The sequence below is a fragment of the Pantoea sp. BJFS-204 genome, assembly GCF_049310725.1.
GTDB lineage: Bacteria > Pseudomonadota > Gammaproteobacteria > Enterobacterales > Enterobacteriaceae > Pantoea > Pantoea agglomerans.
In genome coordinates this window covers 401,535-425,839 of the sequence record NZ_JBMOWE010000001.1, presented here as the reverse complement: position 1 = coordinate 425,839, position 24,305 = coordinate 401,535, and the positions used below count along the sequence as shown (strand labels likewise).

Below are 24,305 nucleotides of genomic sequence, written 5' to 3'. Positions count from 1 at the left end.
CAATCGCGGCCCTGAACTTTTATGCCTGCTCTGCTGGCTAACGCTCTGTCACAGAGCCAGCGTCCTGCCAGCCTGCCCTGTAAAATTCCTTTCTCAGAACAGTGATGCTCAGCGCCCTACCGGACGCCTCCTCAATATCAGACCAGTGCCGGGCCGGTCAGCCCGTCGATCATCACCTGCGGGATACCACGCGAGCAGTGTTCGATACGACCATCGACGCCATACACCTTTGCCAGAGTGGCAGGCGTGATCACCTTATCCGGCTGCCCTTCCGCCACCAGCGCGCCCTGCTTCAGCATCAGCGCATGTTGCGCATGACGCAGTGCAATATTGATGTCATGCACCACTACCACCGTCACGATGTTACGCTGAGCGGTTTCGCGCCGCACCAGATCCATCACGTGAAACTGGTAGTTGAGATCCAGCGCGCTCAGCGGTTCATCCAGCAGCAGCAGCTTAGGGCGACGGATCAGTGACTGCGCCAGCCCGACCAGCTGTTTCTGTCCGCCGGAGAGCTGATCGAGATATCGCATCGCCAGATGGGCAATGCCCAGTTGTTCCAGCAGATGCATGATTTCCGCTTCGCTGCTGGCGCTGTGCAGACCACCGGAGGCACGCTGCGCCACGATGATCGACTCCAGCACATGCAGATGTACGCCCGCAGGCAGCGACTGCGGCAGATAAACCACGTTCTTCGCACGCCGGGCAAACGGCTGGGTCATGAGATCCTCACCGTTGAGCCACATCTCGCCCTGGCCTTTATTCAGACCGGCCAGTGCACGCAGCAGCGTCGATTTACCACAGCCATTCGGCCCCAGCAGCACAGTGATCTCGCCGCGCGGCAGCGGCGCGATATTAAGATTATCAATGACTTTATTTTTTGGGTACCCGGCACTGAAGCCGCGTAACGTCAGACCCTGTTCCATCATACCGTCCCCCGATGACGCAGAATAATACTCAGGAAGAACGGCACACCAATCAGTGAGGTGACAATGCCAACCGGGATGATTACACCGGGGAGCAGGTTTTTCGAGGCGACCGACGCCAGCGACAGCACCAGCGCGCCAACCAGCGCACTGGCAGGCAGATAGAAACGGTGATCTTCACCAAACATCATGCGGGCGATATGGGGTGCGACCAGCCCAATGAAACCGATCGGGCCGACAAACGCGACCGCCAGGGCAGAGAGGATACTGATGCGCAGTAACGTAGTCAGGCGCAGACGACGCACGTCAATGCCAAAGCTTACCGCGCGGTCTTCGCCCAGACGCAGCGCCGTCAGCTTCCAGCTGCTCATCATTGAAAACGGTACCAGAATGGCCAGCGCCACGCTCAGCACGCCCAGCTTTTCCCAGGAGGCGCGCGCCAGGCTGCCCATGGTCCAGAACACCAGGCCCTGCAGGGTATCTTCGCTGGCGATGAACTGCATCATGGATACCAGGGCGTTAAAGGTGAAGACCAGCGCGATACCGAACAGCACCACGCCCGCCGAAGAGACCTGAGTCCAGCGGGTCACGGCATCCAGCATCAGCGCGGCAAACAGAGCAAAGACAAAGGCGTTGGCAGAAATTAACCACTGATCGGGAATGCCGGGAATACCCACGCCGAGGATGATCGCCAGCGCGGCGCCAAACGCCGCCGCCGATGAGACACCGAGGGTAAACGGACTGGCCAGCGGGTTATTCAGGATGGTCTGCATTTCCGCGCCCGCCAGACCCAGCGACAGCCCCACCACCAGCGCCATCAGCGCATAGGGCAGACGAATGTCCCAGACAATGACGCGCGTGCCGGCATCGACGCTCTCGGGGCTGAGCAGCGTATTCCACAGCGTTTCAAGTGAGAGTCCCGCCGGACCCAGCGTGAAGTCGAGGATCAGCGAGGCGAGTATCGCCAGCAGCAGCACGCCAATCCAGATTAAGCGGCGGCGCAGCACCTGATGATAGTTCTGCATGGTGTGGTGAAGCGTCTCTTCCCCCGCCAGCAGCGAAGTTTCGGTAGTCATGTTTGAACCCTGTGTGGCTATCACGTCAGAAAACGCAGCCACAATAGTGCAGGTGATAATAATTATCAATTCGAGAACATAAGCGAGACGTGAAAAAACAGTAAAAAACGGTGTTGCAGGCGGGACAATGGCTCAGGGAGCCTGCGCCTTTCGCAATGACGCAGAACCCGCCATCCCTGGCGGGCTCAGCGTGGGCGATGACGCAGAGTTAATCTTTGTGAACCGGAAACTCCATTTCGCTGTACTTAACGAAACGGCTGCCGCGCGTCAGCTTGTAGCCGAACCAGATAATCAGGAACAGCGGAATGCCGATATAGGTTGCCGCCACGCCATACCAGTCGATGCTGTCGTTAAGGAATGCCTGGTAGTTCTGACCCAGCGTGATGATCAGGCAGAGCACAAAGGCGAAAATCGGACCCAGCGGGAAGAAGCCGGAACGGTAAGGCAGATCGTTCAGGTCACGTCCCTGGGCCACATAGCCCCGACGGAAGCGATAGTGACTGATGGCAATACCCAGCCAGGCAATAAACCCGGTCATGCCTGAGGTATTCAGCAGCCACAGATAGACTTCCTGATTACCAAATTTTGAGGTCAGGAAGCACAGTCCGGCCACCACGGTGGTGGCCCACAGGGCATTACGCGGCACGCCGCCCTTTGAGAGCTTCGCGAAAATCCGTGGCGCTTTACCTTCGCTGGCCAGGTTATAAAGCATACGCGTTGACGCATACATCCCGGAGTTACCCGCTGACAGCACAGCCGTCAGGATCACCGCATTCATGACGGCGGCGGCAGAGAGCAGACCGGCGTTCTGGAACACCAGGGTGAACGGGCTGACGCTGATATCGTCGATATCATTGTGCAGCAACTGCGGATCGGTGTATGGCAGGATCAGGCTGATAATCAGGATAGCGAACACATAGAACAGCAGGATACGCCAGAAAATCTGCCGCACAGCGCGCGGAATATTTTTCGCCGGATCTTCAGATTCGCCCGCCGCGATACCGATCAGCTCGGTGCCCTGGAAGGAGAATCCCACAATCATCGCCACCCCAATCATCGCCGCAAAGCCGCCCGCAAACGGCGCGTCGCCCACCTGCCAGTTCTGCCAGCCCGCATGTTCAGCACCGCGCATAATGCCGGTGATCATCAGCACGCCAACGATGATAAAGATAATCACGGTGGCCACTTTAATCAGCGAGAACCAGTATTCCGCCTCGCCAAAGCCTTTGACCGAAATGTAGTTGAGCAGGAACATCAGCCCCAGGAACAGCGCGCTCCAGATCCAGCCAGGCGTGTCGGGGAACCAGTAGTTCATCACCAGCTGGGACGCTACCAGGTCAACCGCGATGGTCACCGCCCAGTTGTACCAGTAGTTCCAGCCGAGTGCGAAACCAAAGCCCTCTTCGACATATTTCGCGCCGTAGGTGGCGAAGGAACCCGATACCGGCATGAACGCAGCCAGTTCGCCGAGGCTGGTCATCAGGAAGTAGACCATCAGGCCGATGAGGATATAGGAGAGCAGTGCTCCGCCGGGGCCAGCCTGAGCGATGGTGGCACCGGAGGCGACAAACAGGCCGGTACCAATGGAGCCGCCGATGGCGATCATCGTCAGGTGACGGGCTTTTAACGCACGTCGTAATGCAGGTTGTTGTGTTGTATTTGAGTCATTATGCATGTGTTAACGCTACGCTGGGTAAAAATGAGGCGCGATTGTAGCAGCCAGATCGCCTCTGTATAGCGAATGCCAACCTGTTATTAGTTAACTTCATGATCGCGCCGGAATTATTAGTAATTACTCGCGACAATAGGAAAAAAACCGCGTCAGTGCTTTGGAAATATGCTTCTGCCGGTGGTGGATGCGATAGAGCGTGCGGATAAGACGCGGCAGCGGAATCGTCAGTTCAACCAGCGTGCCCGCCTCCAGCAAATCGGCAATCACCCGGCGCGAAAGACAGCTGATGCCCATGCCGTGCCGCACCGCATGTTTAATCGCCTCGGAATTGCCCAGTTCCATGCCCAGCTGAAAACTCGGCAGATGCGACAGCAGAAGATAATCGACAATTTCACGGGTGCCGGAGCCGCGTTCGCGCAGGATCCACGGGGCGTCAGCCAGGGTTTGCAGCGTCACCGGCTGTTGCAGAATCGCCGCATCTGGCGCGGCAAACACCACCAGTTCATCTTCGAGCCAGGGTTCACTGACCAGCTCGGTCATATGGCACGGCCCTTCAATTAATCCGACATCGACGCGGAAATCGGAAACCGCCTGAATCACATCCTGACTGTTGCCGACACTCAGCTCCAGCGGCAGGCGGGGAAAATCGCGACGATAAGCGGCCATCATGCCTGGCAGCAGATAGTTACCGATGGTGCTGCTGGCAAAGATGCGGATCGCGCCGTTATCCTCTTTAAACAGCTGCTCGATTTCGCCCGCCTGCTCCAGCAGCCCTACTGCACGAGGATAGAGCAGCCGTCCATGCTCATTCAGCACCAGCCGTTTGCCGACGCGGTCAAACAGTTGCACGCCGAGCTGACTCTCCAGATCGGCCAGCGCTGCACTCACCGCCGACTGCGACAGCGCCAGCAGTTGCGAAGCCTGAGTGGTGGAACCGCTCTTAAGCACTTCGGTGAAAACTTCAATTTGCCGCAGCGTAATGTGCATCGTTGCCTCTTAACTCAGTGACTGCCTGACCAGGTAAATGATTAATGCCAGCCAGATCAGCCCTATCGCCACCAGCCAGCCTGCAATCTTTTTGCCACGCGAACGTTGAGACTGCGCCCGCTCGCTGCTGCTGATGCGCACCTCTCGCGGCAGTAAACGCAGCAGCACCATGACGCCCGTCGGGATAATCACCGCGTCATCCAGCAGACCGACAAAGGGGATCACATCAGGAATGATATCGATCGGGCTGATGCCATAGGCGACCAGCCCCAGCATCCCCAGCTTGTTCCACCAGGGTGTGCGGGGATCGCGGAAGGCAAACCCCAGCACAAACACATCTCTTTTGATCAGCGTCGCCCAGCGGCGCAGACGCGAAACTATCATGATTGCTGCCTTATCGTTTATTCTGGTTAATTATAAATATATTATCAATTTCACTTTTAAGCCAGTCGCCGTCATGATCGGGTCTCAACCAGGAGGAGTGACCACCATGACTGAACTGAGCATCGCTAAACCGCATCATCCCGTTCCGCTCTGGATCCCGGGTCTGCTGCTGACCGCCGTGATTGCCGGGGCAGCCAGCTGGCTGGCGCAGCAACCGATGATTGCCGCGCTGGGGCTGGGTTCACTGACTCTGGCGATTATGCTGGGCATCCTGGTCGGTAACAGCATCTATTCGCCGCTGGCGTCACGCTGCGACAACGGCGTGCTGCTGGCTAAGCAGAAACTGCTGCGGCTGGGGATCATCCTGTTTGGCTTTCGCATTACTTTACAACAAATTGCTGACGTCGGTTTCAGCGGCATCCTGATTGATGCGCTGACCCTGACCAGTACCTTCCTGATAACCTGCCTGCTGGGCATGCGGCTGCTGAAGCTGGATCGCGATACCGTCTGGCTGATAGGTGCGGGCAGCAGTATCTGCGGTGCTGCGGCTGTACTGGCGACCGAGCCGGTAGTCAAAGCCGCGCCGTCGAAAGTTGCGGTGGCTATCGCGACCGTGGTGCTGTTCGGCACGCTGGCGATTTTTATCTATCCGCTGCTGTGGCCGCTGGCGCATGAGCTGTTCCCGGATCTCAGTGCGGCGCAGTTCGGGATTTTTACCGGCTCAACCATCCATGAAGTGGCGCAGGTGGTGGCCGCCGGACACAGCATCAGCCCGGAAGCCGAGAACAGCGCGGTCATTGCCAAAATGCTGCGGGTAATGATGCTGGCTCCCTTTCTGCTCTGCCTGAGCGCCGTGATACGCGGTAAACGTCAAGGGAGCAACGCGCGCCAGACTGTGACGTTTCCCTGGTTCGCCCTGCTGTTTATCGGTGTTGCACTGTTTAACTCGCTGCAGCTGCTGCCTGCCATGGTGGTGGCGACGCTGAATCAGCTGGCGGGTCTGCTGCTGGCGATGGCGATGGCGGCGCTGGGATTGACCACCCGTTTCGGGGCATTGCGTGAGGCAGGCGTTAAACCGCTGCTGCTGGGTGCGCTGGTGTTTGTCTGGTTAATCGCGGGCGGCGGTGCAATCAATCTGCTGGTGCAACATTTCATGGGCTAGCGGCATCGGGTATCATGCCGTCTCATCCGTGCACAGCCCCAGGAGAAAGGCATGAAATATATTGGCGCACACGTGAGTGCGGCAGGTGGCGTGGATCAGGCAGTGATCCGCGCCCATGAAATAGAAGCCACCGCCTTCGCGCTCTTTACTAAAAATCAACGTCAGTGGAAGGCTGCCCCGCTCTCGACTGAGGTGATTGATGCTTTTCGCGCCGCCTGCGAGACGTACAAATTCGGTCCGCAGCAAATCCTGCCGCACGACAGTTTCCTGATAAACCTGGGTCATCCGGTTGAAGAGGCGCTGGAGAAATCCCGCGCCGCTTTTATTGATGAGCTGCGACGTGCCGACCAGCTCGGCCTGACTTTGCTGAACTTCCATCCGGGCAGCCATCTGCATCAGATTGATGAGGAGGCTTGTCTGAAGCGGATTGCGGAGTCGATCAACATCGCTCTCGACCAGAGCCAGAACGTCACCGCCGTCATTGAGAATACCGCCGGTCAGGGCAGTAATCTGGGTTTCCGCTTCGAGCATCTCGCCACCATTATTGAGCATGTTGAAGATAAGTCGCGTGTCGGCGTCTGTATTGATACCTGCCATGCGTTTGCCGGTGGCTATGACCTGCGTACCGAAGCGGATTGCGAAGCGACCTTCGCCGAGTTTGAGCGCATTGTCGGCTTTAACTATCTGCGCGGCATGCACCTTAACGATGCCAAAAGCGCCTTCGACAGTCGCGTTGACCGCCATCACAGCCTGGGTGAAGGCAATATCGGCAAAACAGCGTTTAGCTGGCTGATGAAAGATCCGCGGTTTGATGGCATCCCGTTGATTCTGGAAACCATTAATCCCGATATCTGGAAAGATGAGATTGCCTGGCTGAAAGCCGAACAGCAGGGATAGTAAAAGGGAGCCAGCTGGCTTAATGCTGGTCAGTTAAGATTAGATTTGTAAAGGCTGTCACGGTCAAACGTGGCCGCTTTTTTGTCAGTGCGAGCGAGCCGCAGTGCGGGCCTGCGCACCTCTGCTGCTGCCGGGCCGTCCTCGCGCCGCTCACGCGGTACCTTCGGCTTTGACGTCGTGCCGACGAACCGTTCGGGGATCGGCCCTCCCTGGCCGGCCCCGAACTGTCCACGCTTCCCGGCGTGGACTTCTGGCCCACCGTCACGCCTCAGCGCTGCGGATAGCCCTTTCAGCAGCAGAGGTGCGCAGGCCTCCACTCTCGTGCCCTTTTTAACAGTACGCACCAGAAGCTTCAGAGCAGGACGGTGGCGATCAGGAGCAGGCAATCCGCAGCGCTGAACAGAATGAGTCTGCCAGGAGAGCCCGCAGGACGCGGGCGAAAGGCGGGGCGGCACAGGATGTGCCATCCCCGGCGGTCCGTCAGGCAGAGGAATGACGTGAAGGAACCGCGCAGCGGCGCGAGGACCGCCAGCCCCTGATCGGCACCAGACTGCGTTATCACCTGTCGCTTAACTGGCTGGCATGCTCCCTTTTCATTTAGAGAGAACGCTGGCTCAGGGAGCATACGCCTTCCGTAAAGACGCAAAAAAACGCCATCCCTGGCAGGCGCAGCGCGGGCGATTACGCACCTCATCCCTGAGGTGCGCCCGCAGCCGGGCCAACGCTTTGCGTTGTTCAAAAACGCTCCCGGCTTTTTGTCCATGGCCCGCGATGCTTTACTCCAGGCGTATGCTCCCGTCGCTTTGGCTTCGGGAACCGTCTGTAAAAGCAAACAGGGAGCCATCCGGCTCCCTGTTATTTTCACTTCAGCAGATTATGCACTTCTGCAAATCAGGCTTTCACCAGCTGCTCTTCCGGACGTTTCAGTACCGCATAGCTCAGACCCGCAATCGCAGTACCGATGATGATCGCCATCAGATAGCCGATAATCGGGGTAATCGCGCCAGGGATCAGCAGCACGAACAGTCCACCGTGCGGAGCCATCAGTTTTGCGCCAATCGCCATGGAGATCGCGCCGGTGGTTGCACCGCCAACGATACAGCAAGGCAGAACGCGCATCGGGTCACGGGCAGCGAACGGAATCGCGCCTTCAGAGATAAAGCAGAGACCCAGAACCAGTGCCGCTTTACCGCCTTCCTGCTGACCTTTATTGAATTTACGACGGGCAACCAGCGTCGCCAGCCCCATCGCCAGCGGTGGCACCATACCGGCTGCCATAATGGCAGCCATTGGCGCATAGGTCTGCGAACTCAGTAAGCCGACGCCAAACGCGTAAGCCACTTTGTTTACCGGACCGCCCATATCGGTACACATCATGCCGCCCAGAATGGCACCCAGCAGGACCGCATTCGCCGTTCCCATGTTGGCCAGCCAGTGCGTCAGGCCGTTCATGATGCCAGCAACCGGTTTACCCACTACGTAGATCATCAGCAGACCGGTGATCAGACTGGCGAACAGGGGAATAATCAGTATCGGTTTCAGCGCTTCCATACTCTGCGGCAGTTTAACTTTGCCGCTGATCAGCTTCGCCGCATAACCGGCAATAAAGCCCGCGATAATTCCGCCTAAGAAACCTGCGTTAATGCTGGTGGCGATCATACCGCCAATCAGACCCGGCGTCAGACCCGGACGATCAGCGATGGAGAAGGCGATAAAGCCCGCCAGCACCGGCACCATCAGGGCAAAGGCGCTGCCACCACCAATTTGCATCAGCGCCGCAGCCAGCGTGCCCTGCTCTTTAAACGCCGTGATACCAAAGGCAAACGACAGCGCGATGCTCAGACCACCTGCGACCACCATCGGCAGCATGTAAGAAACACCGGTCAGCAGATGACGATAAGCCCCTGCTCCGCCTTTCTTCTCTTCTTCACTGCTATTGTTCTGTCCGCCAGCCGCCGCTTTATACGGCTTCGCTTCTGCTACCGCTTTATCCAGCTCCTGCGCGGTTTTCTTCAGCGCCAGACCGGTTGAGGTACGGTACATCGGCTTACCGGCAAATTTCGCCAGATCGACTTCGATATCAGCTGCGACGATCACCAGATCGGCGGCAGCGACTTCTTCCGGAGTGATCGCGTTACCGGCGCCCACTGAACCACGGGTTTCAACTTTCACCCACCAGCCGCGACGGGTCGCTTCAGCCTGAATGGCCTCGGCAGCCATAAAGGTATGCGCCACGCCGGTCGGACAGGCGGTCACCGCGACGACGCGTTTCTGCGCGCCAGCCTGAGCCGGTGCAGCAGGTGCGCCTGCTGCAGGCGTTGCTACCGCAGCCGTTGCCTGCCAGGTTTTCGCTTCTGCTTTCGCGCGGTTCAGGAAGGTTTCTGGCTCACGTACTGCCAGCTGGATATCGCCCAGCCAGACCGCTTTGCCGTTCAGCGCCGCATCGTCCGGCACGTTTTTGCCCAGCACAATCGCCAGCTCAGCGTCGGCAGGATTATCAGTCAGGGTCAGGCCCGCCGCAGCGGCGGCGGCCGCCAGACGTTGTTGCGCCATATATGCGGAAGCCAGTCCCAGCGTAGGGTCTTTAATCAGCAGCGTTTTCATTATCGCTCTCCTGCTGTCAGTTAACGGGTTGTAAGTCGACGCGCGCCATCATTGCGGCCAACTGAGTACGATCGGAAACGCCAACATTGCTCTGGCTGACGGCCATCGCCGCCACAGCAGTCGCAAGACGCAGCGTGTGTTCGCTGGATTCGCGCATCAGCAGGCCATAAATCAGGCCGCCAACCATTGAGTCGCCTGCACCCACGGTGCTGACCACTTCGCACACCGGCGGTTTAGCGATCCATTCGCCAGAAGCGTTGACCCACAGAGCGCCTTCTGCGCCCAGCGAAATCACCACATGGGCGATACCCTGCTCGCGCAGTTCGTGCGCAGCGCCAATCACATCCTGCAGGGTTGGCAGTTTGCGACCGGCCCAGATTTCCAGCTCACGGCGGTTAGGTTTAACCAGCCACGGTGCCGCCTTCAGTCCTGCCACCAGCGCCTCGCGGCTGCTGTCAAAGATGATGCATGGGCAGTGGGTGCGAAGTTCGGTCATCCAGCGGGTAAAGGCATCGTGGTCGACGCCCTCAGGCAGGCTACCGCTGACGCAGACCATATCGAACTGGCCCAGCCAGGTCAGAGAATCGGTAGTAAAACGATCCCAGTCCTGCGCCGTCACCTGAAAACCGGAGAAATTCAGATCGGTGACGTCACCGGTCTGTTCAGTGAGTTTAACGTTGATACGGGTACGGCCAGGCACGACATGGAAACGGTTGGCTATGCCCAGCTCACTGAACAACTGCTGGAAACCGTCCTGATTCTCTTTCCCCATGAAGCCACCGACGGTGACATCGATACCCAGATCCTTAAGTACTTTGGCTACGTTGATGCCCTTGCCCGCAGCATGCAGCCCGGTGGTTTTCACCAGGTTAACTTCGCCACGTTCAATTTCAGGGGTATAACCCACCAGGTCATACGCCGGGTTCAGCGTAATGGTGGCGACGCGTCTGCTCATGATGCCCCCTCACCCAGACCACTGGTGATCGCTTCTTCAATCGCGTTCAGCGCCTGCTGTGCATCTTCACCGCTGGCGGTGAAGCGCAGGCGATGGCCTTTCTTCACGCCCAGCGCAACCACTTTCATCAGGCTGCGGCCATTAGCGGGTTTGCCGCTGCCGTCGAGATTGGTCACGGTAATGTCGCTGTTGAACTGCTTGATCACGCTAACCAGCGCCGTGCCCGGACGGGCGTGCAGGCCGTGTTCGTTGCGAATGGTAAATTCAGCCGTCAGCACGTCAGCCTGCTCATCGACTTCGCTGGTGAGCAGTGCGTAAACGCCTGCAGCATCCGCTTTCAACAGACGATCCGCTTTGCCCTGCTGCAGCAATGCGCTGAGGTAACCCAGCACTTCCAGCGGACGTTCATCGGTCGCCGAAACGCTGATTAACATCGCAGCCGATTCGCCCTGATGGTCGAAGGCATGTTCAGCGCGGCTGATAGCCACGCCGCTGCGCAGGTTGCCGAGGCTGCTGTCGCTGAGCCAGATGCCCTGACCCAGATTCAGCGGAGGCGTTGAAACCACGTCTGCGACGTAGCTGGCATCCACCACACCAGCGGACTGCAGCCGACCGGCGTTCATCGCCTGTAAGGTGATCAGATCACTGGCAGCCACGTTGAGCGTGATTAATGAGGTGTCGAAGCTGAATTCAGCGGCTTGTTTCTCGCCCATCAGCAACGCACGAAGATCTTCAGCAGAGGCGGTTTTTAGCTGTTCTGCAATGGTGTCATCGCTCAGCACATAGGTCAGCTGACGCAGCAGCGCCAGATGTTCATCCGACTTAGCGGCAATCCCGATGGCAACATAGGCTGTCTGATCGTCACCCCAGGCAATGCCCTGCGGAAACTGGAAAACCTGAACGCCGGTTTTCAGCACCAGATCGCGGGTATCGGTGGTGCCATGAGGGATTGCGATGCCGTTGCCAAGAAAGGTTGAGGTCTGCTGTTCGCGCGCCAGCATGCCGTTGACGTATCCTTCGGTCACATTGCCCGCCGCGGTTAACGCGGCAGCAACCTGACGAATGGCCTCTTCTTTATTCTGGGCGCTGGCTCCGGTATGGATGGCCTGCAATTCGAGCTGGAACATAATTCTCCTCGCTTGCTGAGATTGAATCGTTTCAGCTAGTGGGAAAGATTTTACGCCATGCTGAGGAAAACAGATGGCGCAGTCACCGCTGAAACGTTTCAGGGATTGTGGTACAGCCGCTTTCGCCAGGCAAGAAAATGCGCAAACGGCGTAGCAGATTTTTGACGTTACGCACATTTCGGGCAGGTTTAGGTGATTAGCGGGCGAACAGGCTGACGCTGCTGCTGTAAAGTGAGAATGGGTGGACCGAAAAACTTCAGCAGCGTCAGCGCCTGATGGCGCGGTATCCGCTTCGGTTTACAGCAGATACGTTTGCAATTGGTGGATGCATTCTGCGCACGTCCTGATGCTGTACTTTCATGGGATCGCGCAGCGGTAGATGCAACCACTGAAATCAAAGCGGCGCTGGCTGCTGCCGGAACGCCCATTGGTCCCAACGACACCGCGATTGCCGGGCATGCCATTGCGGCCAGGGCTATTCTGGTGACCAATAACACACGCGAGTTAGAACGGGTACCCGGATTGCAGCTGGAAGAGTGGGTCAGCTAACCGCTGACGCGGGATTAAATCTAAGCGGTGGGAGGGTTCTCAGGCACGAGTGCTGGCTTCAAGCTCAATCAGGTAGGTCATGGCTGAGGTACGGTCTGTAAGACACATATCAACTGAAGGTTGCAGACTTCCGCATACTTTCGGCCTTAAATCTGAACCGAAAATCATGCACAAATTTTCATCCGATAACTGAATGCAGCGGACATTCGCGGGTTTACCCTGCGGCATTCCGGGGATGGGGCTGGAGATTGACGGCGCGATGCAGCAGGCTCCACAATCAATACGACACTGCATTAACACCTCTCACGCGACCTTCAGGATACAACAGACAGTAACAGAACCTCAGAGGGAGCGACACCTCACCCTTCAGCTCTTAACTTCCTGCTTAAATCGTTCACTGTCACCCATGTCAGAAATCGGTGAAGAAATAGCGCGCGCTGTGCAACAGGCACCGCCCTGGCTACGGCATTGCATGCTGTGCCCCGGCAGAGAAAGTCGCGGCGACAATAGCAGTCCGGGGCGGCAATTGCCATGAAAGCCGCGGCCTGAGACAAAATTTCACGCCGGTGATATTGCCAGTTTTCATCGGCGCGAGTAACGTTGCGCGCACTTCACTCTCAAGATAGCGAGAACAGCAATGCCAAAAGCCAATGAAATCAAAAAAGGGATGGCCGTCACGCACAACGGTAAACTGCTGCTGGTTAAAGATATTGATGTCCAGAGCCCCAGCGCACGCGGTGCCGCCACCCTGTATAAAATGCGCTTTACCGATGTTCGCACCGGTTTAAAAGTGGAAGAGCGCTTCAAAGGCGACGAGATTATTGATGCGATTTCGCTCAGCCGTCGCAGCGTGACCTTCTCTTATATAGATGGTGACGAATATATTTTTATGGATGATGAGGATTACACCCCCTACTCCTTTAAACAGGAGCAGATTGAAGAGGAGCTGCTGTTTATCCCCGAAGGCGGTATCCCTGGCATTCACGTGCTGACGATGGAAGGTCAGGTGCTGGCGCTGGAACTGCCACAAACCGTGGATATGGAGATTGTGGATACCTCACCAGGCATTAAAGGTGCTTCCGCCAGCGCCCGTACCAAACCCGCCGGTATGAGTACAGGCCTCTCGATCCAGGTACCGGAATACCTCAGCAACGGTGACCGCATCCGCATCCACATTGCTGAACGCCGCTATATGGGCCGCGCAGACTAAATCAGAAGCCTGCTGCCGATCGTGATAGTGTTATATTATTACATTATCACGTTATTCCCCGGCAGGAGTCTCCCCCATGACACGCGTTAATCTGATTACCGGTTTTTTGGGCAGCGGCAAAACCACGCTGCTCTGCCATCTGCTGGCTGCCAGGCCGTCCGGGGAAAACTGGGCGGTGCTGGTAAATGAATTTGGCGAGATCGGGATCGACGGCACCCTGCTGGCCGATCGCGGTGCCACGCTGAAAGAGATCCCCGGCGGCTGCCTGTGCTGTGTGAATGGCCTGCCGATGCAGGTCGGGCTGAATATGCTGCTGAAGAGTAAACCCGATCGGCTGCTGATCGAGCCAACCGGCCTGGGCCATCCTCGTCAGGTGCTGGAGATGTTGAGTGCGCCCGTCTATCAGTCGTGGCTGCAACTGAATGCCACACTGACGCTGCTGGATGCGCGTCAGCTGGCCAATCCTCGTATCGTTGCCAATGAAAACTTCCGCGATCAGCTGGCTGCCGCCGACCTTATTATCGCTAATAAGCGCGACTGCTGGGATCAGGCGGATCGTCAGCGCCTGGCTGACTGGCAGCAGCAGATGCAGCCTGCGCGCCCTCTGATAGAGACAGAATTTGGTCAGATCCCCCTTTCTCTGCTGGATAACCCCCGGCAGCCGCGCGAACTTCCCGTGCCGCAGCACCATCATTCGTCGGGTCCCACCAGCGGTCTGGCGGCGTTGCGACTGAATGGCGAGGCGCGCTGGCGTCGGGCGCTGAACCACGGCCAGGGTTATAGCGCCTGCGGCTGGCTGTTTGATGGTGATACGCTGTTCGACAGCGGCACGCTGCTGAACTGGGTTCGGCAGGCGCCTGTAGATCGCGTTAAAGGAGTGATGCGCACGAAAGAAGGCGCTCTGCGTATCAATCGCCATGCAAATGAGCTGCAGAGTGAAACACACCCCTCACCGCCATCAGATAGCCGTATTGAGCTCATTCATTCTCAACAGGCTGACTGGAATCGACTACAATCGGCATTGTTGAAGTGCCGTTTACGCTGACAGAGGTATTGTCGGCGGTTATTTTTAATAATAATGAGTTTAACTATGCGCGTAACTCGCCTTATTACTATCCTGCTGCTTAATGCACTGGGCGTGGTGCTATTTCTGTCATGGTATCTGCCCCCGGAACATGGCTTCTGGTTCGGCGTCGATAAATCTATTTTCTTTGGCTTCAATAGCCAGATGGTGACCCATCCGCTGTTCGCGCTGATCGTCGCTATCACGAATTACCGTGGTTTTGATGCGGTGTCATTGCTGGCGATGGGTCTGCTTTACCTGTCGATCTGGCGGCGCGAAACGCCACAGGCGCAGCGCCGGATGCTGGCAATCGGCATCACCATGCTGCTGACCGCCGTCGTTCTCAATCAGTTGGGCCATTTATTGCCGGTTAAACACTCCAGTCCGACACTGTTCTTCGAGAACGTGCATCGCGTCAGTGAACTGACCGGTATTCCCGCAAAAGATGCTTCAAAAGATAGCTTCCCTGGCGACCACGGTATGATGCTGATCATTTTCGCCTGCTTTATCTGGCGTTATTTTGGTTTCAGCCGCTTTTTAATTGCCACGGCTATTGTGGTGATATTTTCACTGCCACGCATCATGGCCGGTGCGCACTGGTTTACCGATGTTGCCGTCGGTTCAATGTCGGTGGTATTAGTGGGTCTGAGCTGGTGGCTATTAACGCCAGCCAGTGACGTATTGGTTAACTGGTTTTATCGCAAATTGCCGGGTAAATATAAGCCCGTGACGTAAATGTTAAGCGCGGGCGATTTAAACCCCTGGTTTGAACCGCCCGTGCTTATAAAAAACACCCCATCACTATTAGCCTGCTAATTAAATTCACGAAAAGAAAAGGTTATGACCCAGCTGGCAGGTTAAATAGTCGCCAATATCCTCTGTCAATAAAGAAAACTCTAAAAATAGCGGCTATGCCCCGAATTAGCCCCCCTTTAACTCCCTGTTCTCACCATCATTTGACCACAATTGTAGCTAAAGTAGTCAGTGTGTTACGGTTTGATTTCACATCAAAAAAACCTATATGAAATTGATTAAAAGCACTCGCCACGGCGTCTGTAATCAGTTAACCTCAGTCGCAGTGAGGCAAAAGCGGCAGAAAATTCGGATTTTTTACCGTTAAAATGTGTCCATTAACACATTTTAGTAATTAAGGATTTGTCTTAGTCTGTTTCGCTTATTAATCTCCCTGTTTTGTCATCTGGCTGGCGACAATCTTGTCGTAAGGAAATCGAAGGAAAACCCGAATAATGGTCAAGTCTCAACCAATACTGAGATATATCTTGCGGATCGTGCCCGCAGTGGCGCTGGCAACACTCCTCTCAGCTTGTAGCAGTACCCATAGCAGTCAAAACGCGAATAACGAGAATCATGAAGTTAACAACCACAATGGTTTTTTACTTCAGGCGTCTCAGGATGAGTTTGAAGAAATGGTGCGTAATGTCGACGTTAAGTCGCGCATCATGGAACAATACGCCGTCTGGAAAGGTGTGCGCTATCGCCTCGGTGGCGATACCAAACGCGGGATCGATTGTTCCGCCTTTGTACAACGCACCTTCCGCGATCAGTTTGGCTTAGAATTACCGCGTTCTACCTCGCAGCAGCAGGACACCGGTAAAGAGATTACCCGCAGTAAACTGCGTCCCGGCGATCTGGTGATGTTCCGTGCAGGCTCTACGGGCCGTCACGTTGGCATCTATCTTGGCAACGATAACTTCGTTCATGCCTCGACCAGCAGTGGCGTGATGATCTCCAGTCTGAATGATGATTACTGGAAAAAGCGCTACCGTGAAGGACGCCGTGTATTAAGTCGTAACCCGACCTGATAACCACTTTCGATCTTCTCTCAGCCAGAGAACATGAAACGCTGCTTATGCAGCGTTTTTTTTCGCCTTTAATCATTTTTACCAGCAGTTATATAAGACAAAAGCATTCTGATTCAGATTAATAGCAAGACATTTCCCGCCGTCTCGTTATATTCTCGGTCGCTTAAACCGAAGCCGTCGTGCGCAATAACATAATAATAATTTGATTAGGGGAAGCTCCTCATGCCACTGTCGGGGGCGCTACGGCGCCATGCCACCTATCCTCGCCGTATCGCATGGAGTAGTGCGATGGCTGGCGGCTTATTCTTTCTGTTATTTGCTGCACTCTCGCTTCACCAGACCTGGCAGAAGCGCGAACGACAGCATCAGCAACTGCTGGAGAACAGCCGCACGGCATTGCAGCAAACGCTCTCCAGCCTGATTAACAGTACTCTCAGTCCCCTGCTTCCGTTTACCCACACTGCCTGCAATACCATCAATCGTGAACTTACCTCACGCGCCGCCTTTGCCGGAAATCTTCGTGCCATCCTGCTGGTTAAAGAAGGTAATGCCTTTTGCTCCTCGGCCACCGGCAGTTTTAATCTGCCGCTCAATGTAATTGCGCCCCTGAGTGATATTTCGCGTGATATCGATCTGCAGCTGATGCCGGGCACGCCGTTGCAGCCCAATAAACCGGCGCTGGCGTTGTGGATCAAAAATCCCGGCAGCCTGCAGTCAGGCGTTTTCGCGACGCTGAATATTACCCTGGCACCCTATCAGCTGCTGGCGTCCGGGCATCCGGAAATCACCGGTATGGCACTGGTGGCACAACGCAGTGCCTTAACCAGCTGGCAATCCGTCGTCATGCAGAATAAAAACCTGCCGACGCCGCTGCACCGGCAGACGCTGACAGGCTATCCGCTGCAGTTTGTGTTGTACGGTTCCACTCTGGCGTTCAGCGATTATCAGAATATCCTGCTGAGCGGCCTGCTACTGTCGCTGCTGGTTTCAGGCGCTTGCTGGCTGCTGTTGTCGGTTTATCAGCGCCCTGGTAAAGAGCTGATTCGGGGCATGAAGCGCGGTGAATTTCACGTCGAATATCAGCCGCTGGTCACCTCCCATGATGGTCAGCCGTATGGGATGGAAGCGTTACTGCGCTGGACCCACCCGACGAAAGGCCCGATTCCGCCCGATGTGTTTATTCACTATGCCGAGGCGCAGAACCTGATTATTCCCCTGACCCGACATCTGTTTCAGCTGGTTTCCCGTGATGCCCACCTGCTGTGTCATACCATTCCCCGTCATGCCTGCCTCAGCCTCAACATTTCGCCCCTGCATCTGGCTGACAGCGGTTTCCGTCAGGATGTGCTGCGCTGGCTTGATACTATGCCTGCGGACCACTTTACTTACGTGTTTGAGATCACCGAGCGAGCCATGGTGCGCGACGAAAATGTCGGAGAACTGTTTGACTGGCTGCATCAGCAGCAGATCCATATCGCCATTGATGATTTCGGTACCGGTCACAGCGCGCTGATCTATCTGGAACGTTATGACTTTGATTATCTGAAAATCGATCGCGGTTTTGTTCAGAGTATCGGTACGGATAGCCTGACCTCGCCGGTGCTCGATACCGTGCTGCAGCTGGCGAAGAAGCTGAACCTGAAAAGTGTGGCCGAAGGGGTAGAAACCGGCGAGCAGGCTGCCTGGCTGATTAACCGCGGTGTGACCCATCTGCAGGGTTACATCTTTAGCCGTCCGCTGCGGCCGGAAACGCTGATAGACTATTTCCGGCGTCATAACGCCTGACACTACCTGGCCCAATCGCGCCAGACATCTGACAGGAGAGTGCATGCTGTTTCGTTCCGGACTTCTGCTGCTGTGCGGCCTGCTCAGCGCCCCGCTGCTGGCGGCCTCTGTCCAGCAAAGCTACGCGTTCACCCAGGCCGGTGAAGCGAAATATCCGCCCGGCTTCAGCCATTACGACTACGCCGATCCCCGCGCACCCAAAGGCGGCAGCATCACCATGGCGGTAGTGGGCACTTACGACAACTTCAACCGCTACGCTTCTCGCGGTAATCCGGGCATTAACACCGGCACGCTTTATGATGGGCTTTACACCAGCTCAGACGATGAACCTGGCAGTTATTATCCGCTGATTGCCGAGTCAGCGCGCTACGCCAGCGATTTTACATGGATTGAGATCCGCCTTAATCCCCGCGCCCGTTTTCAGAATGGCACACCCATCACCGCCCGCGACGTGGCGTTCACCTATCAGAAATTCATGACCGAGGGCGTGCCTCAATTTCGCGTCGCCTACCGTGGCGTGACCGTTAAAGCGCTGAACGATCTCACTGTGCGCATCGAGGCACAGAAGCCGGATAAAGATCTGCTGCTTGGCTTACTGACGCTGCCGGTTATCGCAGAGTCGTTCTGGCGCGATAAGAAGTTTAATGAGCCGTTAAGCGAGCCACCCTTGTCGAGCGGACCCTATCGCATCACTCGCTGGAAGCTGGGACAGTTTATTGAGTTCAGCCGGGTAAAAGATTACTGGGCCGCTGATCTGCCGGTCAATCACGGACGCTTTAATTTTGATCGAATGCGCTATGACTACTATCTGGATGACAATGTGGCATTTGAAGCCTTCAAGGCGGGTGCTTACGATCTGCGTGAAGAGACATCGGCAAAGAAATGGGCTACCCAGTATCGCGGCCGCAATTTTGACGATGGCAGCATCGTTAAAGAGAGCACGCCTAACGATGCCGCTATCGATACCCGCTGGCTGGCATTCAACAATGAAAAACCGCTGTTCCAGGATCGCCGCGTGCGTCAGGCGCTGTCACTGATGTTCGATTTCGAGTGGATGAACAAGGCGCTCTATTACGGTGCCTGGCAGCGCGCCAGCAGCTATTTCCAGAACACGGCGTATGCGGCCAGCGGCGTGCCGGATGCACAGCAGCAGGCCCTGCTTGAACCCTGGCGCGCGCAACTGCCACCTGAGCTGTTCAGCCAGCCTTATCAGCCACACAAAACCGACGGCAGCGGCTATGACCGCGCCAGCCTGTTAAAAGCGTCCGACCTGCTGAAACAGGCGGGCTGGCAGATAAAAAATCACCGTCTGGTCAATGATAAAACCGGTCAGCCGTTTACCATAGAACTCCTGCTGCGCGGTGGCACCAATACCGACTGGGCGTTACCGTTCCAGCACAATCTTTCCCGGCTTGGTATTACGCTAAACCTGCGGCAGATCGACAACTCACAGTATCTGCGGCGCTGGCGTGAAGGCGACTATGACATGATTGCCACGGTCTATGGGGCAATGCCGATCCCGACCTCCAGTCTGCAGATCCTCTGGCAGTCTGACTTCATCGCCTCGTCGTGGAATACCGCGCGGGTCAAAGAGCCTGTAGTCGATCACTTCGTGAAACAGATTGTGGCGCATCAGGGCGATCCCAACGCGCTGCGGCCGCTGGCCCAGGCGCTGGACCGGGTGCTGCTGTGGAATGCGTATATGATTCCGATGTGGTACAACGCAGAGCAGCGGCTGGCGTACTGGGATAAGTTTTCTCACCCTGCCCGCAAGCCAGCCTACAGCGTCGGACTGGAAAACTGGTGGTATGACACAAACAAAGCCGGACGCCTGCCGGCCAGCAAACGCTAAGGAGATCACCGTTGGCCGCTTACTTTCTGCGCAGATTGCTGCTGATCATCCCGACGTTATGGGCGATCATCACGCTTAATTTTTTTATCGTGCAAATCGCGCCCGGCGGACCGGTCGATCAGGCGCTGGCTAACATTCAGTTTGGTCAGACAACCGGTCTGCCCGGCAGTGGCGCAGACAGCGCCGGTTCACGCGCCAGCGTCAGTCATCTCAATCCTGCCGATAATCAGTATCGTGGCGCACGCGGGCTGGATCCCGAAGTGATTGCTGAGATTAAACAGCGTTACGGTTTCGATAAACCTCTCTGGCAGCGTTACGGCGAGATGCTGTGGAATTATCTGCGTCTGGATTTTGGCGACAGCCTGTTTCGCAGTGCCTCGGTGATCGGGCTGATCAAAGAGAGCCTGCCGGTTTCGATCAGTCTGGGATTATGGAGCACACTGATCATCTACCTGGTGTCGATCCCGCTGGGGATCCGCAAAGCGGTGCGCAATGGCAGCGCTTTCGATGTCTGGAGCAGCGCTTTTATTATCATTGGCTACTCCATCCCGGCTTTTCTGTTTGGCATCATGTTAATCGTGCTGTTTGCCGGTGGTAGCTATCTGGACTGGTTTCCGCTGCGCGGCCTCACCTCTGCGCAGCACGACACACTGCCCTGGTATGGCAAAGTGCTGGACTACTTCTGGCATATCGCCCTGCCGGTGCTGGCGACAGTGATCGGCGGCTTCGCCACGCTGACCATGCTGACGAAAAACGCGTTTCTGGATGAGATCCGCAAGCTCTATGTGGTGACTGCGCGCGCCAAAGGGGTGCCGGAGCGCCGTATTCTCTATCACCATGTGTTTCGCAATGCGATGCTGCTGGTGATCGCCAGCTTCCCCGCCACCTTTATCAGCATGTTCTTTACCAGCTCGGTGCTGATCGAGGTGATGTTCTCGCTCAACGGGCTTGGACTGCTCGGCTATGATGCGACTCTGCATCGTGACTATCCGGTGATGTTTGGCACGCTCTATATTTTTACGCTGATAGGTTTACTGATGAATATTCTCAGTGATCTCACCTATACGCTGGTCGATCCGCGCATCGATTTCGGGAGCCGCTCATGACGCTCTCTCCGCTGAACCAACAGCGCTGGCAGCGCTTTCGTCATAACCGGCGCGGCTACTGGTCGCTGTGGATCTTTCTGATCATCTTTCTGCTGTCGATGGGTGCCGAACTGATTGCCAATGACAAGCCACTGCTGGTGCGTTACCAGCAGCGCTGGACAGTGCCGCTGCTGTTTGACTACAGCGAAACCGACTATGGCGGCGCACTGGCGACAGCGGCGGATTATCAGGATCCCTGGCTGCGGCAGCGCATTGAGCAGAATGGCTGGGCAATATGGGCACCGATTCGTTTCAGCGACAGCACCATCAATTTTGCCACCGAGGTGCCCTTCCCCTCTCCGCCCTCTGCGCAAAACTGGCTCGGCACGGATGCTAACGGCGGCGATGTGATGGCACGCCTGCTCTATGGCACGCGCATTTCTCTGCTGTTCGGACTGATGCTGACGCTCTACTCCAGCGTCATCGGGATTGTAGTCGGCGCGGTGCAGGGCTATTTCGGCGGCAGGATTGACCTGATTGGGCAGCGGCTGATTGAAGTCTGGTCCGGCATGCCTGCGCTGTTTCTGCTGATTCTCCTCTCCAGCGTGATCCAGCCGGGTTTCTGGTGGCTGCTGCTGGTCACCGTGGCTTTCGGCTGGATGAGCCTGGTCAGCGTGGTCCGGGCCGAGTTTCTGCGTACCCGAAACTTTGATTACATCCGTGCGGCGCAGGCGCTGGGGGTCAGCGACGGCCGGATTATGCTGCGCCACATGCTGCCAAATGCCATGGTCGCCACCCTGACCTTTCTGCCGTTTATTCTGTGCGGATCGATTACCACGCTGACCTCACTCGATTTTCTCGGCTTTGGCCTGCCGCTGGGTTCGCCCTCGCTGGGCGAGTTACTGCTGCAGGGCAAAAATAACCTGCAGGCACCCTGGTTAGGCCTGGCGGGCTTTTTCACCCTAGCGATCCTGCTTTCGCTGCTGATTTTTATTGGCGAAGCGGTACGCGACGCTTTTGATCCGGGCAAAGGAGCCTGAATGAACACGCCATTGCTTGCCATCAATCATCTCTCGGTCGCCTTTCGTCAGGGCGAGACGCTTCGCCAGGTGGTGAATGACGTTTCACTGCGCATCGACGCGGGCGAAACGCTGGCGCTGGTGGGCGAGTCGGGTTCCGGCAAGAGCGTCACGGCACTCTCGGTGATGCGACTGCTGCATGAGGCTGCGGTGGTTTATCCCAGCGGTGAGATTCTGTTTAACGGTGAAGATCTGCTGCGCGCGCGCGAGCAGCGCCTGCGCGGGATTCGCGGCAACCAGATCGCGATGATTTTTCAGGAGCCGATGGTATCGCTTAATCCGCTGCACACCGTGGAGAAGCAGCTCTATGAAGTGCTGTCGCTGCATCGCGGGTTGCGTCGTCCGGCGGCACGCGGTGAAATTCTCAGCGTGCTTGATCGGGTCGGGATACGGCAGCCCGCCACCCGGCTCAATGATTTCCCCCACCAGCTTTCGGGTGGAGAACGTCAGCGGGTGATGATCGCCATGGCATTGCTGACCGAGCCTCAGCTGCTGATTGCCGATGAGCCAACCACCGCGCTGGATGTGACGGTGCAGGCACAAATCCTGACGCTGCTTCGTGAACTGCAGCGAGAGCTGAATATGGGCATGCTGTTTATCACCCATAACCTGAATATCGTGCGTCAGCTGGCGGATAACGTTAGCGTGATGCGCAATGGTCACATCGTCGAACAGAACCGCTGCCAGGTCCTGCTGAATCAGCCGCAACACCCTTACAGCCAGCAGTTGCTGGCCGCCGAACCGGAAGGAAAAGCGCTGCCGCTGCCCGCAGACGCGCCGGTCATTCTTCGGGTCGATAATCTTCAGGTCAGCTTTCCGCTGCGGCGCGGGCTGTTCCGCCGGCAGAGTGGTGAGAAACAGGTGCTCTCCGGCCTGAGCTTTAGCCTGCGACGCGGCGAAAGTCTGGGGCTGGTGGGCGAGTCCGGATCAGGTAAAAGCACTACCGGGCTGGCACTGCTGCGGCTGATTGCCTCACGCGGCGAAGTCTGGTTTGACGGCCAGCAGCTGCATCAGCTGTCAAGTCGTCAGTTATTGCCGCTGCGTCAGCGCATTCAGGTGGTGTTCCAGGATCCCAACTCTTCACTGAATCCGCGTATGACAGTGCAGCAGATCATTGCGGAAGGCCTGGCGGTGCATCAGCCCGAACTTAGCCGTGCGCAACAGGAGCAGCGGGTCATCGCGGTGATGGCGGAGGTGGGGCTTGAAGCGGAAAGTCGCCATCGTTATCCGGCCGAATTTTCGGGCGGTCAGCGACAGCGTATTGCCATTGCGCGGGCACTGATTCTGGAACCGGAGTTGCTGGTGCTGGATGAACCGACCTCATCGCTGGATCGCACGGTGCAGAAGCAGATTCTGACGCTGTTGCGCCGCTTACAGCAGCAGCGGCAGCTCAGCTATCTGTTTATCAGTCACGATCTGGATGTGGTGCGCGCCCTGTGCCATCAGCTTATTGTGCTGCGTCAGGGAGAAGTGGTGGAACAGGGAGAGTGTGAAAGGTTGTTTGCTTCACCCGCGGCCGGGTATACCCGCGAGCTGCTGCAGTCGGCGCAACTCAACCTGCGATAAAGGTTTCGGCAATCGCTACGCCCTGATTTTTCAGGCAGCAGTTGGTGGCGCTTTCGTCACGACGCTGAATGAACAGGCAGGGCTGTCCTTCGCACTCGGCCACTTTACAATCGACCTGAATATCCGCCAGAACCTCTTTTAGCTGCTGAAGGATCTCCCACGCCGGAATGCCGTCATGGCTGATCAATCGCAGCGCAACGAAATCCTGCTCGTCCAGCGTGGTGTCATCGGATTCGATAGCACTGTGGTGATCGCTGGCCCAGCGAAAATGCTGTGGCAGACGATGCACAATCGAAAGTTGCAGCATAGTTTACTCTCCCCGGATGAGTTTATGTCGCAACACAAAGCAGCCCAGCTGGAAGCGGCCTGATAACCGCTGAGTCCGGACAGGATTTAATGGCCCGTCCGTGTGGATTGCAGAAGCGCATTTTTTGCGACTCACATCGCACTTCAGCCTATATGTACCGCGTTCACACGCCGTTAACAATCATTTTAGCTGCATT

The 24,305-nt window shown here is 56.6% G+C and carries 21 protein-coding genes and 1 pseudogene; 12 read left to right on the top strand and 10 right to left on the bottom strand.

Features of this window, described 5'->3' with window-relative positions; all coding sequences use genetic code 11:
• Nucleotides 1-137 precede the first annotated feature (137 nt).
• The 5 genes from ACO6VX_RS01890 to ACO6VX_RS01870 all read right to left on the bottom strand — a co-directional run bounded on the left by ACO6VX_RS01890 (nt 138) and on the right by ACO6VX_RS01870 (nt 5,045).
• Entirely contained in the window at nt 138-926 is a 789-nt protein-coding gene (locus ACO6VX_RS01890) for an ABC transporter ATP-binding protein (protein WP_010248276.1), read from the bottom strand.
• Nucleotides 926-2,002 (bottom strand): FecCD family ABC transporter permease, encoded by a 1,077-nt coding sequence (locus ACO6VX_RS01885; protein WP_010248280.1) that lies wholly within the window; start codon nt 2,000-2,002, stop codon nt 926-928. Before ACO6VX_RS01885 ends, ACO6VX_RS01890 begins: the two co-directional genes overlap by 1 nt.
• A gap of 208 nt (nt 2,003-2,210) precedes the next feature.
• The gene (locus ACO6VX_RS01880; protein WP_022625044.1) at nt 2,211-3,677 is read right to left on the bottom strand and encodes an amino acid permease; all 1,467 of its coding nucleotides are present in this window, start codon (nt 3,675-3,677) and stop codon (nt 2,211-2,213) included.
• 117 nt (nt 3,678-3,794) lie between these two features.
• Nucleotides 3,795-4,661 carry a DNA-binding transcriptional regulator YeiE gene (yieE, locus tag ACO6VX_RS01875; RefSeq protein ID WP_010248285.1) on the bottom strand — a complete coding sequence of 289 codons (867 nt, stop codon included), beginning with the start codon at nt 4,659-4,661 and terminating at the stop codon, nt 3,795-3,797.
• Nucleotides 4,662-4,670: 9 nt separating this feature from the next.
• Entirely contained in the window at nt 4,671-5,045 is a 375-nt protein-coding gene (locus tag ACO6VX_RS01870; protein ID WP_010248287.1) for a YkvA family protein, read from the bottom strand.
• Nucleotides 5,046-5,151: 106 nt separating this feature from the next.
• On the opposite strand from ACO6VX_RS01870, the gene ACO6VX_RS01865 reads away from it, so the two are divergent.
• On the top strand, nt 5,152-6,207 hold the full coding sequence (locus ACO6VX_RS01865) for a YeiH family protein (protein WP_124890132.1): 1,056 nt from the start codon (nt 5,152-5,154) through the stop codon (nt 6,205-6,207).
• A 51-nt stretch (nt 6,208-6,258) separates the two neighbouring features.
• Nucleotides 6,259-7,104, top strand: a complete 846-nt coding sequence (gene nfo / locus ACO6VX_RS01860) for a deoxyribonuclease IV (protein ID WP_010671008.1) — start codon at nt 6,259-6,261, stop codon at nt 7,102-7,104.
• A gap of 891 nt (nt 7,105-7,995) precedes the next feature.
• Here nfo and fruA read toward each other — a convergent pair.
• Genes fruA through fruB form a run of 3 tightly spaced genes read right to left on the bottom strand, consistent with a single transcriptional unit; the run spans nt 7,996 to nt 11,790 of the window.
• The gene (fruA, locus tag ACO6VX_RS01855) at nt 7,996-9,708 is read right to left on the bottom strand and encodes a PTS fructose transporter subunit IIBC (RefSeq protein WP_422457521.1); all 1,713 of its coding nucleotides are present in this window, start codon (nt 9,706-9,708) and stop codon (nt 7,996-7,998) included.
• A gap of 16 nt (nt 9,709-9,724) precedes the next feature.
• Nucleotides 9,725-10,663: a 1-phosphofructokinase gene (gene fruK / locus ACO6VX_RS01850; RefSeq protein ID WP_010248301.1), complete on the bottom strand. Its 939-nt coding sequence runs from the start codon at nt 10,661-10,663 to the stop codon at nt 9,725-9,727.
• Nucleotides 10,660-11,790, bottom strand: a complete 1,131-nt coding sequence (fruB, locus tag ACO6VX_RS01845; protein WP_422457520.1) for a fused PTS fructose transporter subunit IIA/HPr protein — start codon at nt 11,788-11,790, stop codon at nt 10,660-10,662. The genes fruK and fruB overlap by 4 nt, the downstream gene beginning before the upstream one ends.
• Nucleotides 11,791-12,102: 312 nt before the next feature.
• On the opposite strand from fruB, the pseudogene ACO6VX_RS01840 reads away from it, so the two are divergent.
• A pseudogene (locus ACO6VX_RS01840) lies at nt 12,103-12,339 on the top strand (twitching motility protein PilT); the annotation flags it as partial.
• 39 nt (nt 12,340-12,378) lie between these two features.
• On the opposite strand, the gene ACO6VX_RS01835 reads toward ACO6VX_RS01840, so the two are convergent.
• Entirely contained in the window at nt 12,379-12,633 is a 255-nt protein-coding gene (locus ACO6VX_RS01835; protein WP_031292689.1) for a YkgJ family cysteine cluster protein, read from the bottom strand.
• A 343-nt stretch (nt 12,634-12,976) separates the two neighbouring features.
• Here ACO6VX_RS01835 and yeiP point away from each other — a divergent pair, with 343 nt between their 5' ends.
• The 9 genes from yeiP (at nt 12,977) to yejF (ending at nt 23,802) form a co-directional block, all read left to right on the top strand.
• The gene (yeiP, locus tag ACO6VX_RS01830; RefSeq protein ID WP_003854146.1) at nt 12,977-13,549 is read left to right on the top strand and encodes an elongation factor P-like protein YeiP; all 573 of its coding nucleotides are present in this window, start codon (nt 12,977-12,979) and stop codon (nt 13,547-13,549) included.
• A gap of 76 nt (nt 13,550-13,625) precedes the next feature.
• A complete protein-coding gene (locus ACO6VX_RS01825) occupies nt 13,626-14,594 on the top strand; it encodes a CobW family GTP-binding protein (RefSeq protein WP_422457518.1) in 969 nt (322 codons plus the stop codon).
• 45 nt (nt 14,595-14,639) lie between these two features.
• Nucleotides 14,640-15,347, top strand: a complete 708-nt coding sequence (locus ACO6VX_RS01820; protein WP_010671014.1) for a phosphatase PAP2 family protein — start codon at nt 14,640-14,642, stop codon at nt 15,345-15,347.
• Between the two features lie 512 nt (nt 15,348-15,859).
• Entirely contained in the window at nt 15,860-16,435 is a 576-nt protein-coding gene (gene mepS, locus ACO6VX_RS01815; protein ID WP_010248316.1) for a bifunctional murein DD-endopeptidase/murein LD-carboxypeptidase, read from the top strand.
• 222 nt (nt 16,436-16,657) lie between these two features.
• Nucleotides 16,658-18,220 (top strand): cyclic di-GMP phosphodiesterase, encoded by a 1,563-nt coding sequence (locus ACO6VX_RS01810; protein ID WP_064690236.1) that lies wholly within the window; start codon nt 16,658-16,660, stop codon nt 18,218-18,220.
• A gap of 43 nt (nt 18,221-18,263) precedes the next feature.
• Nucleotides 18,264-20,072 carry an extracellular solute-binding protein gene (locus ACO6VX_RS01805; RefSeq protein WP_422457515.1) on the top strand — a complete coding sequence of 603 codons (1,809 nt, stop codon included), beginning with the start codon at nt 18,264-18,266 and terminating at the stop codon, nt 20,070-20,072.
• Between the two features lie 11 nt (nt 20,073-20,083).
• A complete protein-coding gene (locus tag ACO6VX_RS01800) occupies nt 20,084-21,178 on the top strand; it encodes a microcin C ABC transporter permease YejB (RefSeq protein WP_064690238.1) in 1,095 nt (364 codons plus the stop codon).
• Complete coding sequence (locus ACO6VX_RS01795) at nt 21,175-22,197, top strand: ABC transporter permease (protein WP_422457512.1); 1,023 nt, start codon at nt 21,175-21,177, stop codon at nt 22,195-22,197. The genes ACO6VX_RS01800 and ACO6VX_RS01795 overlap by 4 nt, the downstream gene beginning before the upstream one ends.
• Nucleotides 22,198-23,802: a microcin C ABC transporter ATP-binding protein YejF gene (gene yejF / locus ACO6VX_RS01790; RefSeq protein WP_163763091.1), complete on the top strand. Its 1,605-nt coding sequence runs from the start codon at nt 22,198-22,200 to the stop codon at nt 23,800-23,802.
• Here the strand turns inward: yejF and ACO6VX_RS01785 are convergent.
• Nucleotides 23,789-24,109, bottom strand: coding sequence for a hypothetical protein (locus ACO6VX_RS01785; protein ID WP_010248336.1), 321 nt, complete (start codon nt 24,107-24,109; stop codon nt 23,789-23,791). The two genes, yejF and ACO6VX_RS01785, sit on opposite strands and share 14 nt — an antisense overlap.
• Nucleotides 24,110-24,305: the final 196 nt, after the last annotated feature.